Below are 15,095 nucleotides of genomic sequence, written 5' to 3'. Positions count from 1 at the left end.
AAATATACCTCTTTATATTTCTTAGATTAATTATACTAAATAATGTTTATTTTTGAAAATGTGAAAAGCCCTTGTTTATTAAAAATTTCTGTGCTAAAATATAAATATAAGAACTTAAGTATATGTATGGCTCATGTTTATTCGGGCCTAACACTTTTGAATAGGGAATGAGAATTATCTGCTAGTATAGCGTGCCTAACCACTATTGTTAGGATTTTAGAAAACAGAACTATCATACCCACCTGATCATATCAGGACCAATTTTTGTGAGTACCTACGATACTTCGGTTTACCTAGCTATATGCTAGGTTTTTTTATTTAAATTTAAAGAAAAATTTTTAAAAGTATAGTATAATATTTTTATGTTTATTTAATGAGGAGAAATAAAGATGTTACATCAATTTTCAAGAAATGAATTAGTCATTGGTCAAGAAGGACTTAATATATTAAAAAATTCCAGAGTAGGGGTTTTAGGAATGGGGGGAGTTGGTACTTTTGCAGTAGAAGCTCTTGCCAGATCTGGAGTTGGTTCATTTGTAATTATGGATAAGGATAGCATTGATATTACCAATGTTAATCGTCAAATCCATGCTACAACAAAAACTGTAGGACTTAGTAAAGTAGATGAGATGAGAAAAAGAATTCTAGATATTAATCCGGAAGCAGAAGTTATTGCGATCCACGATTTTTATACAGAAGAAACGTTTGAGAAATTTTACGAGAAAAAGCTTGATTTTGTTATTGATGCTTGTGATACAATCAAGTATAAAATACATTTAATCGACTATTGCTTAAGAAATAAGATTAAATTTATTTCTGTAATGGGAGCAGCTAATAAGATTGATCCTACTAAATTTCAAATTGCAGACATTTCAAAAACAAAAATTTGTCCTTTAGCTAAAGTGATTAGATTACACTTTAAAAAATTAAAGTCAAAAGGTAAAATTCCAGTAGTATTTTCAACAGAAAGCCCATTAGTACCAAGAGAAGAATATATAGAAAAAATTGGTAATCAAAATTCTGATATTAGAAAAGCTCAACTACCACCATCATCAAATGCATTTGCACCATCAACTGCAGGTTTAATTGCCGCTTCTTATGTATATAGAGAATTATTAAAAACAGTTGAATTGAGAACTATAGAAAAAAATAATTAAGTATAAAATAAGTTTCGACAACTTTCATAAAAAAGTTGTTAGAAACTTATTTATTTTTTACTTTTTTTAGGTTATAATATAGGTGTATTGAAAAGGTTTTTATGCTTATAAACTTGTAGGCTAAAAAATTTAGCCTAGAGTAATTTTTATAAAATATTATTTAATAATAGAATTTTACTAAAGGCTACTCAATAAAATAAATTTCAATAGAGTTGGTCTTTCCAACTCTATTTTTTAGGAGTTGATGGATATAGATATAAAAACTGTAATGATAAACCTTTTGCAAGATGCAATTAATCAAGGAGCTAGCGATATACACATATATCCTAATAGCAAGAATAATTCTAAAATTAGGTTTAGAATATTAGGAAATTTAGAAGATAATCTTCAATTATCTAATACTGAAATAGAGGCTTTAATTTCATTATTAAAATTCAACGCTAATATAGATATCTCCATGAATAAGAGGCCACAATCTGGGAGATTTGAATATACTTACAAAGATAAAAAATACTATTTAAGAATCTCTACTCTACCACTTAATGAATTATATGAAGGTTGTGTAATCAGAATTTTTACGGATGAACTTGCTGATGTTGAATTTAGTATTTTTGAAGAGGATAGGAAAAAAATATCACTTCTAAGTAAATATACTAATGGTTTGATAATTTTTTCTGGGCCAACTGGTTCTGGTAAATCAACATCTATGTATAAGTTGGCTTTAGAATTAACTAGATCCAATAAGCAACTTATTTCTATTGAAGATCCAGTTGAGAAAAATTTTGATGAATTTATACAAATGCAAGTCAATGAGAAGGCAGGTATTACTTATGATAATGCATTGAAATCAATTCTTAGATGTGATCCAGATGTTATAATGGTAGGAGAAATTAGGGATAAGGATACGGCTAAGTATGTAATTACATCAGCCTATTCTGGTCATCTTGTCTTAACGACTATTCATGCAGAAGATGGTATAGGAATAATAAACAGACTTAAGGATTTAGGTATTAGTCAAGAAGATTTAAAACAAACTTTACTTGCTTTGATATCTCAACGTTTAGTAAAAGTTGGAGACAGGAGGGAGTTAATTACTGAATTTTTGGATAAAGATGCAATTTCAGCCTATATAAATACTAAAGATATTAAGTTTGAAAAATTAAGAAATAAGTTTCAAAGGGCGTGTGATGATGGCAAAATCGAAAAAGAAGAAAAAGAGAAATGGGGATATTAGAAAACTACTTTCAAATGATGATAAAATTCAATTTATAAGCAGGCTCTATGAATTAATAAATCACGGTTATACATTAGAAGACTCTATTGAATTTTTATTTATTCAATATAATGCTAGTAAGAAATTAGTAGAGTTAGTAAAAAAAGATTTATCTATGGGAAAAAAATTATCTCACATTTTGGAGAGATTAGGCTATTCTGCTTCTGTTGTAAGTAAGATGGAATTTGCGGAATACTATGGAAAGATAGAAACTATGCTTTTAGAAATAGAGAAGTATTTGAAGATACAAAAAGAGCAAAAAGAAAAGATTATTCAAACAATAAGGTATCCCTTTCTTTTGACTTTAAGTCTTATCTCCTTGATTATGCTATTTAATATTTTACTAATTCCTCAATTTAAATCTATTTATGAATCATCAAATATTCAAATGGATACAGAAGTAATAATTTTAATGACTTTACTTGAATATTTACCATACATATTAATAGGAATCATACTTATGGTTTCTTTAATCGCTCTATATTTGACATATACCTACAAATATAAACAAGATTTATTTTTAAAATATATAACAAGAATGCCCTTTTTAAATAGGTATTTTAGGTATTTTGCTTCGTATCAATACTCTTTAGAACTTAGTTTATTTTTATCTAGTGGTTTTTCTATAAAGACATGCTTAGATGAAATGATTAATAAAAATTATAATTATTTTTTCTTGGTATTTTCTAAAGATATAGAAGAAGGACTTGTAAAGGGGCAAGTCTTTGAAAATATTATAGAAAAATTACCTTATTTTGATCAATCTATGCCAAAGTTTATATCACATGGTAGAAAAAATTCTATGCTTGATAAAGAATTGAAACTTTTTTCTGAGATTATGTTAAATTCATTTTTGAAATTAATTGATTCTAGATTAAAAAGATTACAACCCATTTTATTTTTATTACTAGCCCTAATTATTTTAGCACTTTACTTGGTAATCTTATTACCGGTATTTAATATGACGACAGCTTTAAGATAGGAGAAATATTATGTTAAAAAATTTATTAAAATTAAGAAATAAATTAAAAGATAATAAGGGGTTTACCCTTATTGAAATGCTTATTGTAATTTTTATTATAGCTATATTGCTGGTCTTAATTGTACCTAATATTAGCAAAAATTTAGACTCAGCCAAAGATAAATCTTCAGAAGCATATGTTAAGACAGTCCAGTCACAAATAACAGCCTATGAACTAAATGAAGGAGATTCAAATGTGACATTTGATAAACTAGTTTCTAGGGGATACTTAGAAGGAGATGTAGAAAAGGCATCGACAGCGCCTAATGGAAAAAAGGTTGTGATTTTAGGTGGAAAAGCACAACTGCAAGGCTAATTTAGGATTTACATTAATAGAAATTATCTCAGTTTTATTTATAGTTTCAATTTTAGTTTTAGTAATTTCTTTCAATCCTATCCGCTCTTATGAAAGATATAAAGAGAGGATAGCTGTTAATGAGATAGTATCTGATATTTACTTGATTCAAAGTAAAAGTTTGGCTTCTAATGATACTAATTATATTTATTTTTTTGAAAACGCTAATGAATATCAAATTTACTATGACTCTAGTCGTAAAGTAAAAAAGATAGGTCAGAGTGGAAAATCAGGAACAGGGGAAAAAGCCTTACAATTTAGGTATAGAAATGGGAATGTTAATATTGCTAATACTGTATTAGTAAAATTTAAAAATTCTTCTTATAAAATAGTAGTTAATTTGGAGACAGGTTATGTTAGACTTGAAGAAACTTAAAAATAATGATGGTTTTAGTTTGATAGAATTATTAGTAGCTATATTTATAGCAAGTTTGATAGTTGGCTTGTTACTTCCTAATTTAGTAAATGAATATAAATATATGAAGAAGGCAGAAGATGAAATTAAAATGAGAACTATTCTTTATGAAGAAATTCTAGCTAACAAGAAGGACATTAATTTCGTAAGAGATGGTTATGATATTAGTATTATGAATAATAGAGCAAGGATAAGGGATATAAACAGTGGAAAAGAAATTATTTATTCAAAATAATAAAGGTTTTACTCTTGTAGAAATTATTGTATCTTTGTTACTTTTATCAATATTTATCTTATTACTTGCATCTATTGTAACTATGACAAGTTTAACTTCTCAAAAATTTTTAAACTATACAGATTATGAATATGCTATGATGCATAAGAAAATTTTTCAATTATATGAAGATTCTAGAAAAGTTACGGCTACGAAGAATAATATTATATTTCAAAATGATAAGGAAAACAGGGAACATAAAGTAGTCTTTAATTCCAGAAAAATATTTAAGCAAACTAGAAATCCAGGAGAAAATTTTGCATCAGGTTACTCTTTACTTTTGGATAATATTCAATCTTATAATTTGGAGAAAAAAGAAGAAAATTTGATTATAAGGATAGTTGACAGAGGGGGAAAAACCAGAACTATAAAACTTTTTTTGAAAGATCAAATAAAACTAGATGAAGAAAAAGAAGAATTATTATTAAAAGAAAAAGAAGAAAGTGAAAAAATTCGATTGGAAGATGAGAAGATTCTAAAAACTTATGAGGAAGAAAGAAATAAACTATTAGAAGAATATAAAAAGTATAAAGAAATTAGAACAAAAGAACTGGAAAACTTATTAGAAATAGAAAGAGGTCTTATTCTTGAAAAAGAAAATTCAAAAGATAATAAAGAGAAACAGCAATAATAAAGGGAGTGCCTTGGTTATTTCATTAAGTATGCTTTTGCTGGTAATCACGGTAATATTTTCGATTTCTAACATTTATATGAATAAAATTCAAAGCATTAAAAATATTAATACATATTATGATAGAAAAATAAATGAGGCTCTAGAGGAGAGAGATGATAATCATAGAAAAGAGATACAGGAAAATATAGAAAAAAAATATAAAGAAGACAATAAAAAAATACAAATGGAAAATAGAAACAAGGCTCTAGAGAACTTGGAAAAAGAAAAAGTAGAATTTTTAGAAAAAATAAAATTAGATAAAGAGAAATTTGATCAAGAAATAGAGAAAAAATTGAATAAAGAAGCTTAAATTTATTGTTAGAAAATTAGAGCTATGTTATAATAACAAACATTACTCAAACCCCGAGAACGCCGTTGTCAAGGGGTTTGTAAGATCTGTTTTTTAAGTGGTTACGTTATGGTTACGTTCATTATGAAATATGTTTTTTGAATGAAATTATAGTGTCGTTTTTTTGTTTTTCGGTGACTTGTGTATATATATCTAATGTAGTAGTTATATTAGCGTGCCCAAGTTGCGCTTGAATAGCTTTAACAGGTACATTAGCTTCCGAAAGCAATGTAGCGTGTGTTCTTCTGAACCCATGAGGGGTCACTAGCGGTAAGTTGTGTTTTTGTAAAAACTTCTTTAAATGATGTCCGAAATATATATAATTTCTATTTGAAAAAAGTCTACCACTAATTTTTTTATTACGCATGTATTCAAAAACCATATCTATAGTGTCTTTGTCTATTTTAGAGGTTCGGACGCTATGCTGATTTTTTGGTTTGTTTTTAATATAATAATTCCCATTTTCGTTTCTAGAAATAGTTTTATTTATTGTTACTTCTAATTTTTTTGAGTCAAAATCTGTAATCTGAAGTGCTGCTATTTCTCCTGGTCTAGCACCAGTGAAAGCTAATAATCTTGCATAGATATAATAATTTTGCGATAATTCTGTTTTACCTTTTTCTAACAAAAATTTCAATTCGTCTTTTGTAAAAACTTTTTTTACTTTTGCGTCTTTTTTTGGGACAATGATTTTTTTTACAGGATTTTTATGAATTAATTCTGCGTCAACTGCATATTCAAAAATAGACTGTAACTGAACTTTCAACACTTTCATCGTAGCAGTTGATAGATTTAATTCGTCTGATAGAAAATTGTTAAAAATATTTTGAATATACAATTTATTTATTTTTTTTACTGGTAATGACGCCAGTTTTGGAAAAAGATAATTTTTTCTATCTCTTTTTATTCCATAAATCGTCGAACTTGAAAGAGTGTGTTTTTTTGAATCAAACCAAATATTGAAAAGAGATTCAAAAGTTGTATTTTCGGGTAAGATACTACAATCGCTCTCGAATTCCATTTTTTTTCTAGCTATATATAAATTCGCCTCTTTTTTAGATTTAAAACCTTTCTTTTTAATACGTTTTTCTTTTCCAGTGAGTAAATTCTTTCCTATATATTCCCCGACAATTTCATACATTTTTTTATTTGTTTTTTTATCAATATATTCTTTTATCATTTTTTTCTCCTTTTTTTAATCTTGCCCGGATTTCAAAAGTGAAAAAATAATGAATGTGTGATATAATTATTTAGTAAATATTTTACAAAATAATTAAAATTCAACATATGAAAAACACAATAAAACTGTTTGTTTTATAAATAATATGAACCGTAGGAACTACGGGGATAGCTTGGTAAACTTGTGTAACCGCTGTTGATTAGTCAGCTAATCATCAAGTCAACACATTACCCAAGAATCCTACGACTTTAGTCGTGGGAGGTTCAAAAGTGTATCTTTTCATAGTTTCTCCTAGCACCGTAAAAGGTGCTTTTTTATTTTGGTGTCCTGAAGCGGACATAATGCCGGACAAAGTCCGGTGATGATTCTTTAATTTAGACAATGGGTCTATTATATTTAAATGCTAAAAAATTTAACATTCTATTATGAATATTTTTAGGAATGTTAAGTAGTTCAAAAATATCTTTATTTGCTATTGAAGTATTCTTATATTTATTTAAAAATATAATGATATCTTTATAAAAATCAAGTTGAATGTTAATTAGATTTATTGGTATAAATACAGATAACATTAAAGAAAAAAATATACTGTCTCTATACTTTTTATCTTTCTTAGAACCTGAAACTAAAGTGTAATTTGTATATTCCCCGACATCTTTAAAAATCAACCTATCAGGTAGTTCACTTTTTATAAGCATGTTAGAATGTGCTAATTTATTCCTAAGATTTTTAATTATATTTAAAAATTTTATAAACATATCTTTTTTTATAGATGTCTTCATATTTGTATTTGTTGATAACATTTTCTTTATAACTTCATCTTTTTCAGAAGTTTTCATTATTTTATATAAACCAATACTATCAGATAAATAAATACTATCGAGTAAAACCCAAGGCGGTATATAGTTTTTATTGTTTACATAATATTCTAAATTTGTATATTTTATAGGTCGAGTGGTATGTTTTTTTAACTTTTTTAAAACATTCATCGTTTCAGGATTATTCATATTATAATTATGTTTATATAAAAAATCATTAGGGTTATCTATATCGTTTTTATCTCTACTAGTATCTGTACTAAATTTTTCAGAAATAATACTACTTAATACGCTATTTAATTCTTGCTCTACGTATAAAACGTATTTAAAAAGTATAGAAGAAATATCTGCATTTATCCTATGTAATTCAAGTAACTCATAAGGAGTTATAGATTCTAAGAAACAACCATGTTCATCTACTAAATTAGTATTTTTATATCCTTTTATTAGCGTTGAGTATGAAATATTTTCTAACATTAAAGATAGTTTGATTTTATCGTTATCTGTTTCTAAAATAACATTTTTACTTTGGGATTTTAATATTAATTTGTCTAAAGTTAAGTATTTAGTATTGTTTGAATAAATACTCAATGAAAAAAAGCCTCCTTTCACTGATAGTGATAAGAGACTTTTATCGGTGGGACTATGCCCTCTAATCTAATATCATTCTATCATTTTTTTGTTTCTTTGTCAATATTATTTTTGGAAAATCACAAGGTCACCTAAACGTATTCTAGTGTCTGTTGATTTTAATTTTTCATTTTCTTCAGGTAGTACGTTTAATTTAATTGATTTTATATAACTATGATCAGCACCGATATCGATTAAATCTATAGGTTTTCGACGTATTATTTTTTGTGCTACAACATATAAATCGTGATTAGAAACCACCTCTAAATGTTCTTTTTCAACGTAATAATTACCTAGTAATGTATCATCATCAGGGTTAATTATAGGAAAAACACTTGCGACTATTGCGATATTATCTCCTCTTTTGACGTTCTTATATGGTGTATGTATTATCAATGTGTCTGAATTAATAATTTTGATAACCTTTCCAATTATATCGTTGTTCATGGAATTTTCTCCTTGAATAAAATTTTTTGGTGATAATTTTGTCATAATGTCGGGCAAGGGCCCGATGAAATAAAAGTGTTAAAACTTTGCCCTCAACTCTACCACTTTTCCAAGAATCGTTACAGGTAATTCTTTTACCTCTTTATTAGAGAAAAATTTTGCAGGATAGTTTGGATTGGTAGAGATAAGCATTATTCCATTTTCGTGTTTTTGAATTTTTTTACATGTTGCAGTATCACTATTGACCAATACTATAGCTGTATCTCCAGAATTAACATCAGATTGTTGTTTCACTATAACTACATCTCCGTCGTCCATTTTAGGCTGCATTGAATCACCTTTGATTTGTAATGCGAAAAAATCTCCAGTTCTAGCCATATCTTCTGATATTTCTTCATAATCTAGTATATCTTCAACGGCAGATATTGGAACTCCTGCGGCGACTTCTCCCAGAACTGGGATTTTAATTCCTTTTTGTTCTTTATTTTTTTGAGTTTGCTCTATATCATCTTTAAAACGTAAATCTAGTTCTGATTTTGCAACATTAAAGTAATCCGCTATTTTTTGCACATTTCCAGCGGTAGGTAAAGAAGTTCCTTTTGTATACCCAGTAATTGTACTTTTAGGCATATCTAAATCTCTATGTAAATCAATTTTTTTCTTATTATTAATAGAAATTAAATGATTTAGTTTTTCAGAGAAGTATTTTCTGTTTTCTATTTCTTGTGGGCTATTTTTAGCCATATTAACAAATCCTTTCTTTAATTCTTTCCTATATTATATCGAATTTTTTCGAACTTATCAAGAATAAAATGTAAAAAAATACGAAAAAAATAAAATAAACCATTGACAAAGTACGAAAAATATCGTACAATATAATTACAAGGTTGAAAGACCTGAGTCTTAACAAGGAGGAAACAATGATTACTATAATAGAGTTAGCAACTCTCATGGCTGGGCTAGGAACTTTGCTTGGTGGTATTGGAACTTTAATAAAAGGTATAGATACACTAAAGCAAAATAAAAAGCCTTCTGCAAATAGCAGAAAGCCAAAACAACACTGTAAAGGGCGATAAGCCCTTTACAAACATAGTATATCATAGAATAAAAGAGAATGGAATATTTATTATTTACAATAGCATGTTTTCTTATAACTATGTATTGTTACTGGTTTGTTAATAAAGATGATTAGGTCTTTCAATCTTATATAGTAGAGAAGTGAGTATATCTCACTTTTTTCTAAGAAATAATAGTACGAAAAAAATAGAACTAAAGAGGTGAAAAAATGACACAAATAACTTTGGAAGCCGCACGAGTAAACGCTGGATATACTATGCGGGAAGTTGCTACGATCACAGGCGTACATCATCAAACAGTATCTAAGTACGAAAAAGACAGCAGTAAGATACCTTTTGATTTAATGAATTCATTATGTGAACTGTATAAAATATCAAAAGATGAAATTTTTTTTGGTAAAGTAGTACGAAAAAAATAGAACAAAAGGAGAATTAAATGAATTTAATAAAACAAGAGAAAAACAAAATCACAACATTAGAGTTGTTAGAACAAATCAATTTCTTTAGAAAAGATATTGAGGGTAAAGCAGAGTTACTACACAAAGATTTATTAAAGATAGTAAGAAATGAATTTGAAGAAGAAATAGATGAGGGAAAAATTTCGCCCATCTCATACAAAGATAGTCTTAACAGGGAAAGACCAATGTTTGACCTAACTCTATCACAAGCTAAACAAGTACTTGTAAGGGAAAGTAAGGCAGTCAGAAAGGCAGTTATTAAATATATAGAAGAATTAGAAGAAAAGTTAAAAGTTCCGTCTACATATAAAGAAGCATTAATATCGCTTGTTAATCAAATTGAAGAAAATGAAAAACTACAGTTGACAGTAGCTGTTCAAAATCAACAACTACAAGAGTTACAACCTAAAGCTACATATTATGACATGATTTTACAGAGTAAATCCCTAGTAAGTATTACTAAAATAGCTAAAGATTTTGGTCTATCAGGAACAAAGTTAAATAAAATTTTGAAAGAGCAAGGTGTACAGTTCAAGCAAGGGAACGTTTGGTTACTATATAGAAACTATGCCGATAAAGGTTATACACAATCTAAAACTAGTGATCTAGATGGTGGTAGAAAGTCAGTTTTACATACTTACTGGACGCAAAAAGGAAGATTGTTCATTTATGAGTTATTGAAAGGTTTAGGTATTAAACCTACAGTGGAAAGGGAAACGTAAAGGAGAAAAAAAATGAATTTAAAACCAGAAATAATGACTACGAAAGAATTAATAGAAGAGTTGTTAAAGCGTGGAGCGGTTCGAATAAAACATAAATTATACAATAAAAAACAAGTAATTTTAGAAGAAAAGTACACTCAAAATAAACGGAAGAGCGTACTTAAAGATGTTTTAATTTTAGATAATATTAACGAGAACTAGAATATAGCTTCCAAGAGTGCTCGAAAGTTTCTAAAGCGTCTTTAAAAGCACCCTGATTTTGAAGATATTCACTAATTACTTCTTTGTCAGATGTATTAGGAAAATTGTTATCGAAATTAACATCTTTTGCTAAATCGCCAATAGGAAGATTTACGTCAATAAATTCTAAAATCCAATTTTTAAAAGTCATAATATACTCCTTTCGTTTAATGAGTATATTATATCACATAAAGGAGGTACGCAATGTGACGCTTGAAGATAAAATAGCACAAGAAACAGCTGAAAAAATTAGCGAAAGAGTAATGCTAGTAGTAAATAATGCTGCTGATATTGGACTACATTATAGTCCTAAAAGTGAAGTTAGGAAGAAACTAAAAATAGGAGATGAAACTTTAGACGAGATCTTGAGGAGTGGAGAAATCGGAATTGTACATCTCACTAAAAGAAGAACTTTAATCGACATTAGAGATTTAAATAAATATTTAGATAGAAGAAAAATATAATCTTGCCCGGATTAAAAAAGGAGAAAAAAATGAACAGAGCATTTGTTAATAGCCCAATGAGCACAAAGAAAGTGCACAGGTCTAAAAAAAGATTTAATCAAAATTTAAATAGAATTTTTAAAGATACAAACAAAGTTAAAAGAAAAATGAGTTTTTTCAGAGGTTTAGTTTTTGGTATTGGTTCTACATCAATGTTAACAACTGAATTATCGATAACAACGCTATTTTTACTAACTTTAAATATTATTATAATTTCATATTCTTTTGACGCAAAAAGTGAAAGTGTCAGAGATAAATTAAGACCAAAGAAGATACATTTTAAGTAAGGAGATAAGAAATGACGACAATTGAAGATATTGAAATAGCAACATTAAAATATAAATTTGATGAACTTGACAGAGAAATTGGAATTATGAAACACAGAGTTAAAACATTAGAAAAAATGTTTACTAGTGTTACTGAAATACCATTCAGACTGGTTAGAAGCGATGCTAAACTGCCAAGTAAACATCTAACAGCTAGCGCTTATGATTTATATTTAACAGAAGATATAACGATTTATCCATTTACAAAAGGAAGACTTATTGGAACAGGTATAGCAGCTAACTTTCCGCTAGATTTAGCTGGAGAAACACACGCAAGAAGTAGTATTAACAAAAATACTGATATAAGAATAAATGTGGGGCTAATTGACAATGATTACACCGGAGAAATATTTTTAAACGTTGATAATTTGAGCTGGTGGAAGTTTTATAAATTTAAAAAAGGTGACAGAATAGCACAATTAAAAATTGTTAACATACCAGTAACAGAAGCTATTGAAGTTAATTTTACAAAAGACAGTGAGAGAGGAGAGAAAGGTTTTGGTTCTAGCGGAAGATGAATTAATTATAGAAGAAGTTTTGTTTATACATAAAAACTTTGAAATTTATACAGTTAGTGACTTTGCTAAAAAATTAAATCATAAAAAAGAAGTTGTAAGACAAGCTGTAAGGCAATATGGTTTTAGAGATTTTGAAGATGGTGTAAGTAAAGATTATTTTATATATAAAATAATAGAAAATTTCGGTTATACGAATGAAAATCTTAACATGCTAGCTGATTATTTTAATATATCATTGAAAATGATTAAAAACTATTTCAACAAAAGAGGATAGTAAATAGAACTTTTAAAGAATCTACGAGGACGCCACGAGCGATTTTTAAAAAAGCTTTCAATGAAATTTTAGATAATAGATCTGTTAAATCGATCATGAAAGAAAATCATTCAGATGATGAATATAGATTTATTTTAAATATTAAACAAAAAGGATATTCATATAGTGACAAAACTTTAAACCGTATAGAATCATGCACTATATTAAATATAAATGAGTTGAAAACAATTTTTGAAAGGAAATGGGAAGAGTGTCAAAAAGAAAATAAAAGGAGGTGAGAATAATGGTAAGGAAGATTAAAAGAACAAAACTACCAAAAAAAGAACGTATTGAATATGAGCGAATGGAAGCTAGAGGAGATTTATTAGAAGAATTTTTACTGTCAACAGCGAGCGTACTTCGTATCAAGTATGACTGGGGGAAAGTTAGAATTACTAATTTTATAACTAACTTAATGGAACATATGTCAGATTACAAAATGGAGATATATTTTCAAAAATCAGATATGAGAGCGATGCTTAAAGAAGAATGTTCTATTGATATAGATAAATTGATTTTAAGTGAAGCAAATAAACATTACGAAAGAACAAAAAAGCCATGTCGACAAACACAGCTTAGAAAATAAAATTACAAGTATATTATTACATGAATTAATAAAAATTTCAATAGGAGGATATAGTAATGAAAAAAGCAGCTTATGAAAGCTATATGGAAGATATGAAAATCTGGTATGAAATTTCATATAGACGTAAAAGATTTCTTAATGAAGAAATGAGAGAAAAGTTAGAAGATGTTATGAAATATGTAGATGACGGTTTTCCTTTTTCAGGTGAATTAGAACTTATATGCAAGGAAAAAGATTTGCCAAAATGGTTGGAACTTACGGAAAAAGTAATAGGTGTATTTAGCACAGTAGACAAGCTATCATTGAAAAAGATAATAAGAAGAGTCAAAGAAGATTATGATATATAGTGAATACATAAATTTATTAAATAAAGCAATAAAACATTTAGAAAATTATGAATATGATCAAGCTAAAAAAGCTATTGAAAAAACTGATGTGGCAGGATATAAATATCATTACATAATGTGCGCTATTGATTATATAGACGCACGTACAGCTATTAAAAAGATAAAAGAAGAAATTAAATATTGGGAGGAAATAAAAGAAAATGACGATTAAAGAAGAAGCTGTTAAACCAAACAGATACATAATAAATCTTGATGGTAATCAAGTTGAATGTAGATATGTGTTAGAAGAATTGATTAAAAGAAATATAGAAAAAATTAGTCCGATTAGCAGTCCATATTACACAAATGCTTTTGAATATTTATTCAGATTATATGACAAACATGAAGATCCAGAAACAGATATTAGAAAAGCCATTCAAGAATTGATATTTTTACTTGAAGCAGAAACTGGTAAAAAAACTGAATTGAAAGATATGAAAGATATTGAAAAAGAAGATTACAAACTGCAAGACTATGAAATTAAAGAATTTGAAAACATGCCTGATTTTCCGAAATTTAGGAGGGATAAATAATGATCGCAAAAATACAATTTAGAGAAAATGAAAAAATATATTACTACTATACAGATAAAAAAGATTTAAAAGAAAACGATATATGTTTATTATCACATAAGAGCCAATACGTTAATTCAGGTAAATTTATAGGATATGAAACAAATGAAAAACTAAATATAAGACCAACACAATTTATTATAGCAAGACTTGATACTAAAGTTATACATAAAGAAAAAGCGAGAATAAGCGAACTTAAAGAAAAAGCTGATAAAAAACGTGATCTAGAAAAAGAAATACTTAAAGCTACTGAAGAACTAGTGAAATTGAAAATGGAGCAAGCAAAATATGATTAATTACAAAGTTTTATTTTCGGGCTCTAAGGGTAATTGCGTAGTTATTGATGATATAATGGTTGATTGCGGTGTAGCTTTTAAAAAGATAAAAGAATATTTATACGATATAAAATATCTCTTAATAACTCATATTCATTCAGATCACTTAAACAAAGCTACAATCAGACAGATAAAAAAGAAATTTCCTAGAATAACAGTTATTGGAAACTATGAAGTGGCACAACTGATAGAAGTAGACATAATATGCAATGCCAATTTTGAAGTAGAAACAGAAGATTATAAATTTTTACCATTTGAGTGTGTACATGACGTTTTATGTTATGGTTTCACTTGGGAAAAAGGAAGTCAGTCAATTATATACGCAACTGATACAAACACTTTAAAACATGCTCCTAAAAAATATATGATTACTTTTTTATAGAGTCAAACTATGACGAATATAAATTAGAACAAGCTTTAAAAAGTAAAAAATATAAATATGATATACATTTAGGAGCACAAAGACAT

General features: G+C 27.5%; 27 protein-coding genes and 1 other RNA gene. 23 read left to right on the top strand and 5 right to left on the bottom strand.

Going from position 1 to position 15,095, the window contains the following annotated elements; all coding sequences use genetic code 11:
- Positions 1-107 precede the first annotated feature (107 nt).
- The 9 genes from ssrS (at position 108) to HZY82_RS00820 (ending at position 5,478) form a co-directional block, all read left to right on the top strand.
- Positions 108-295, top strand: a non-coding RNA gene (gene ssrS / locus HZY82_RS00860) — 6S RNA.
- A 94-nt stretch (positions 296-389) separates the two neighbouring features.
- Positions 390-1,157, top strand: a complete 768-nt coding sequence (locus HZY82_RS00855; protein WP_135157056.1) for a tRNA threonylcarbamoyladenosine dehydratase — start codon at positions 390-392, stop codon at positions 1,155-1,157.
- 244 nt (positions 1,158-1,401) lie between these two features.
- On the top strand, positions 1,402-2,391 hold the full coding sequence (gene comGA / locus HZY82_RS00850) for a competence type IV pilus ATPase ComGA (protein ID WP_228098197.1): 990 nt from the start codon (positions 1,402-1,404) through the stop codon (positions 2,389-2,391).
- Complete coding sequence (gene comGB, locus HZY82_RS00845) at positions 2,348-3,412, top strand: competence type IV pilus assembly protein ComGB (protein ID WP_179938407.1); 1,065 nt, start codon at positions 2,348-2,350, stop codon at positions 3,410-3,412. Before comGA ends, comGB begins: the two co-directional genes overlap by 44 nt.
- Before the next feature lie 10 nt (positions 3,413-3,422).
- Positions 3,423-3,767, top strand: coding sequence for a competence type IV pilus major pilin ComGC (gene comGC, locus HZY82_RS00840; protein WP_135157059.1), 345 nt, complete (start codon positions 3,423-3,425; stop codon positions 3,765-3,767).
- Positions 3,742-4,182: a prepilin-type N-terminal cleavage/methylation domain-containing protein gene (locus HZY82_RS00835; RefSeq protein ID WP_135157060.1), complete on the top strand. Its 441-nt coding sequence runs from the start codon at positions 3,742-3,744 to the stop codon at positions 4,180-4,182. Before comGC ends, HZY82_RS00835 begins: the two co-directional genes overlap by 26 nt.
- Complete coding sequence (locus tag HZY82_RS00830) at positions 4,160-4,456, top strand: type II secretion system protein (RefSeq protein ID WP_135157062.1); 297 nt, start codon at positions 4,160-4,162, stop codon at positions 4,454-4,456. Before HZY82_RS00835 ends, HZY82_RS00830 begins: the two co-directional genes overlap by 23 nt.
- Positions 4,428-5,126, top strand: a complete 699-nt coding sequence (locus HZY82_RS00825; RefSeq protein ID WP_135157064.1) for a prepilin-type N-terminal cleavage/methylation domain-containing protein — start codon at positions 4,428-4,430, stop codon at positions 5,124-5,126. The genes HZY82_RS00830 and HZY82_RS00825 overlap by 29 nt, the downstream gene beginning before the upstream one ends.
- On the top strand, positions 5,083-5,478 hold the full coding sequence (locus tag HZY82_RS00820; RefSeq protein WP_135157066.1) for a hypothetical protein: 396 nt from the start codon (positions 5,083-5,085) through the stop codon (positions 5,476-5,478). The genes HZY82_RS00825 and HZY82_RS00820 overlap by 44 nt, the downstream gene beginning before the upstream one ends.
- A gap of 121 nt (positions 5,479-5,599) precedes the next feature.
- Here the strand turns inward: HZY82_RS00820 and HZY82_RS00815 are convergent, their stop codons facing one another.
- From HZY82_RS00815 to HZY82_RS00800, 4 genes are all read right to left on the bottom strand, one after another.
- The gene (locus HZY82_RS00815; protein WP_135157068.1) at positions 5,600-6,697 is read right to left on the bottom strand and encodes a tyrosine-type recombinase/integrase; all 1,098 of its coding nucleotides are present in this window, start codon (positions 6,695-6,697) and stop codon (positions 5,600-5,602) included.
- A gap of 374 nt (positions 6,698-7,071) precedes the next feature.
- Positions 7,072-8,106, bottom strand: coding sequence for an Abi family protein (locus HZY82_RS00810; RefSeq protein WP_135157070.1), 1,035 nt, complete (start codon positions 8,104-8,106; stop codon positions 7,072-7,074).
- A gap of 105 nt (positions 8,107-8,211) precedes the next feature.
- Positions 8,212-8,592 carry a hypothetical protein gene (locus HZY82_RS00805; RefSeq protein WP_135157071.1) on the bottom strand — a complete coding sequence of 127 codons (381 nt, stop codon included), beginning with the start codon at positions 8,590-8,592 and terminating at the stop codon, positions 8,212-8,214.
- A gap of 78 nt (positions 8,593-8,670) precedes the next feature.
- A complete protein-coding gene (locus tag HZY82_RS00800; protein ID WP_135157072.1) occupies positions 8,671-9,336 on the bottom strand; it encodes a LexA family transcriptional regulator in 666 nt (221 codons plus the stop codon).
- 176 nt (positions 9,337-9,512) lie between these two features.
- On the opposite strand from HZY82_RS00800, the gene HZY82_RS00795 reads away from it, so the two are divergent.
- The 4 genes from HZY82_RS00795 (at position 9,513) to HZY82_RS00780 (ending at position 11,049) form a co-directional block, all read left to right on the top strand.
- Entirely contained in the window at positions 9,513-9,668 is a 156-nt protein-coding gene (locus HZY82_RS00795) for a hypothetical protein (protein ID WP_167753239.1), read from the top strand.
- 209 nt (positions 9,669-9,877) lie between these two features.
- Complete coding sequence (locus HZY82_RS00790) at positions 9,878-10,087, top strand: helix-turn-helix domain-containing protein (protein ID WP_135157073.1); 210 nt, start codon at positions 9,878-9,880, stop codon at positions 10,085-10,087.
- A gap of 17 nt (positions 10,088-10,104) precedes the next feature.
- Entirely contained in the window at positions 10,105-10,848 is a 744-nt protein-coding gene (locus HZY82_RS00785; protein ID WP_179938404.1) for a phage antirepressor KilAC domain-containing protein, read from the top strand.
- 12 nt (positions 10,849-10,860) lie between these two features.
- Positions 10,861-11,049: a hypothetical protein gene (locus HZY82_RS00780; protein WP_135157305.1), complete on the top strand. Its 189-nt coding sequence runs from the start codon at positions 10,861-10,863 to the stop codon at positions 11,047-11,049.
- Here the strand turns inward: HZY82_RS00780 and HZY82_RS00775 are convergent.
- Positions 11,036-11,239 carry a YozE family protein gene (locus tag HZY82_RS00775; protein ID WP_218925221.1) on the bottom strand — a complete coding sequence of 68 codons (204 nt, stop codon included), beginning with the start codon at positions 11,237-11,239 and terminating at the stop codon, positions 11,036-11,038. The genes HZY82_RS00780 and HZY82_RS00775 overlap by 14 nt on opposite strands.
- A gap of 55 nt (positions 11,240-11,294) precedes the next feature.
- On the opposite strand from HZY82_RS00775, the gene HZY82_RS00770 reads away from it, so the two are divergent.
- The 10 genes from HZY82_RS00770 to HZY82_RS00725 all read left to right on the top strand — a co-directional run bounded on the left by HZY82_RS00770 (position 11,295) and on the right by HZY82_RS00725 (position 15,009).
- Positions 11,295-11,552: a hypothetical protein gene (locus HZY82_RS00770; protein WP_135157301.1), complete on the top strand. Its 258-nt coding sequence runs from the start codon at positions 11,295-11,297 to the stop codon at positions 11,550-11,552.
- Between the two features lie 29 nt (positions 11,553-11,581).
- Positions 11,582-11,878: a hypothetical protein gene (locus HZY82_RS00765; RefSeq protein ID WP_135157299.1), complete on the top strand. Its 297-nt coding sequence runs from the start codon at positions 11,582-11,584 to the stop codon at positions 11,876-11,878.
- Between the two features lie 11 nt (positions 11,879-11,889).
- Positions 11,890-12,435, top strand: coding sequence for a dUTP diphosphatase (locus HZY82_RS00760; protein WP_135157297.1), 546 nt, complete (start codon positions 11,890-11,892; stop codon positions 12,433-12,435).
- Entirely contained in the window at positions 12,416-12,709 is a 294-nt protein-coding gene (locus HZY82_RS00755) for a hypothetical protein (protein ID WP_135157295.1), read from the top strand. The genes HZY82_RS00760 and HZY82_RS00755 overlap by 20 nt, the downstream gene beginning before the upstream one ends.
- Before the next feature lie 283 nt (positions 12,710-12,992).
- Entirely contained in the window at positions 12,993-13,334 is a 342-nt protein-coding gene (locus HZY82_RS00750) for a hypothetical protein (RefSeq protein WP_135157293.1), read from the top strand.
- A 56-nt stretch (positions 13,335-13,390) separates the two neighbouring features.
- Positions 13,391-13,681: a hypothetical protein gene (locus tag HZY82_RS00745; RefSeq protein ID WP_179938402.1), complete on the top strand. Its 291-nt coding sequence runs from the start codon at positions 13,391-13,393 to the stop codon at positions 13,679-13,681.
- Positions 13,671-13,892, top strand: a complete 222-nt coding sequence (locus HZY82_RS00740; RefSeq protein ID WP_135157289.1) for a hypothetical protein — start codon at positions 13,671-13,673, stop codon at positions 13,890-13,892. The genes HZY82_RS00745 and HZY82_RS00740 overlap by 11 nt, the downstream gene beginning before the upstream one ends.
- Complete coding sequence (locus HZY82_RS00735; protein ID WP_135157287.1) at positions 13,882-14,253, top strand: hypothetical protein; 372 nt, start codon at positions 13,882-13,884, stop codon at positions 14,251-14,253. The genes HZY82_RS00740 and HZY82_RS00735 overlap by 11 nt, the downstream gene beginning before the upstream one ends.
- Positions 14,253-14,588 (top strand): hypothetical protein, encoded by a 336-nt coding sequence (locus HZY82_RS00730; RefSeq protein ID WP_135157285.1) that lies wholly within the window; start codon positions 14,253-14,255, stop codon positions 14,586-14,588. Before HZY82_RS00735 ends, HZY82_RS00730 begins: the two co-directional genes overlap by 1 nt.
- Positions 14,581-15,009: an MBL fold metallo-hydrolase gene (locus HZY82_RS00725; RefSeq protein ID WP_228098195.1), complete on the top strand. Its 429-nt coding sequence runs from the start codon at positions 14,581-14,583 to the stop codon at positions 15,007-15,009. Before HZY82_RS00730 ends, HZY82_RS00725 begins: the two co-directional genes overlap by 8 nt.
- Positions 15,010-15,095 lie beyond the last annotated feature (86 nt).

The organism is Gemella sp. GL1 (assembly GCF_013415365.1).
In the GTDB taxonomy this organism is placed as follows: Bacteria; Bacillota; Bacilli; order Staphylococcales; family Gemellaceae; genus Gemelliphila.
The sequence above is the reverse complement of the archived record's forward strand: the minus strand, read 5'-3'. Positions and strand labels throughout refer to the sequence as shown.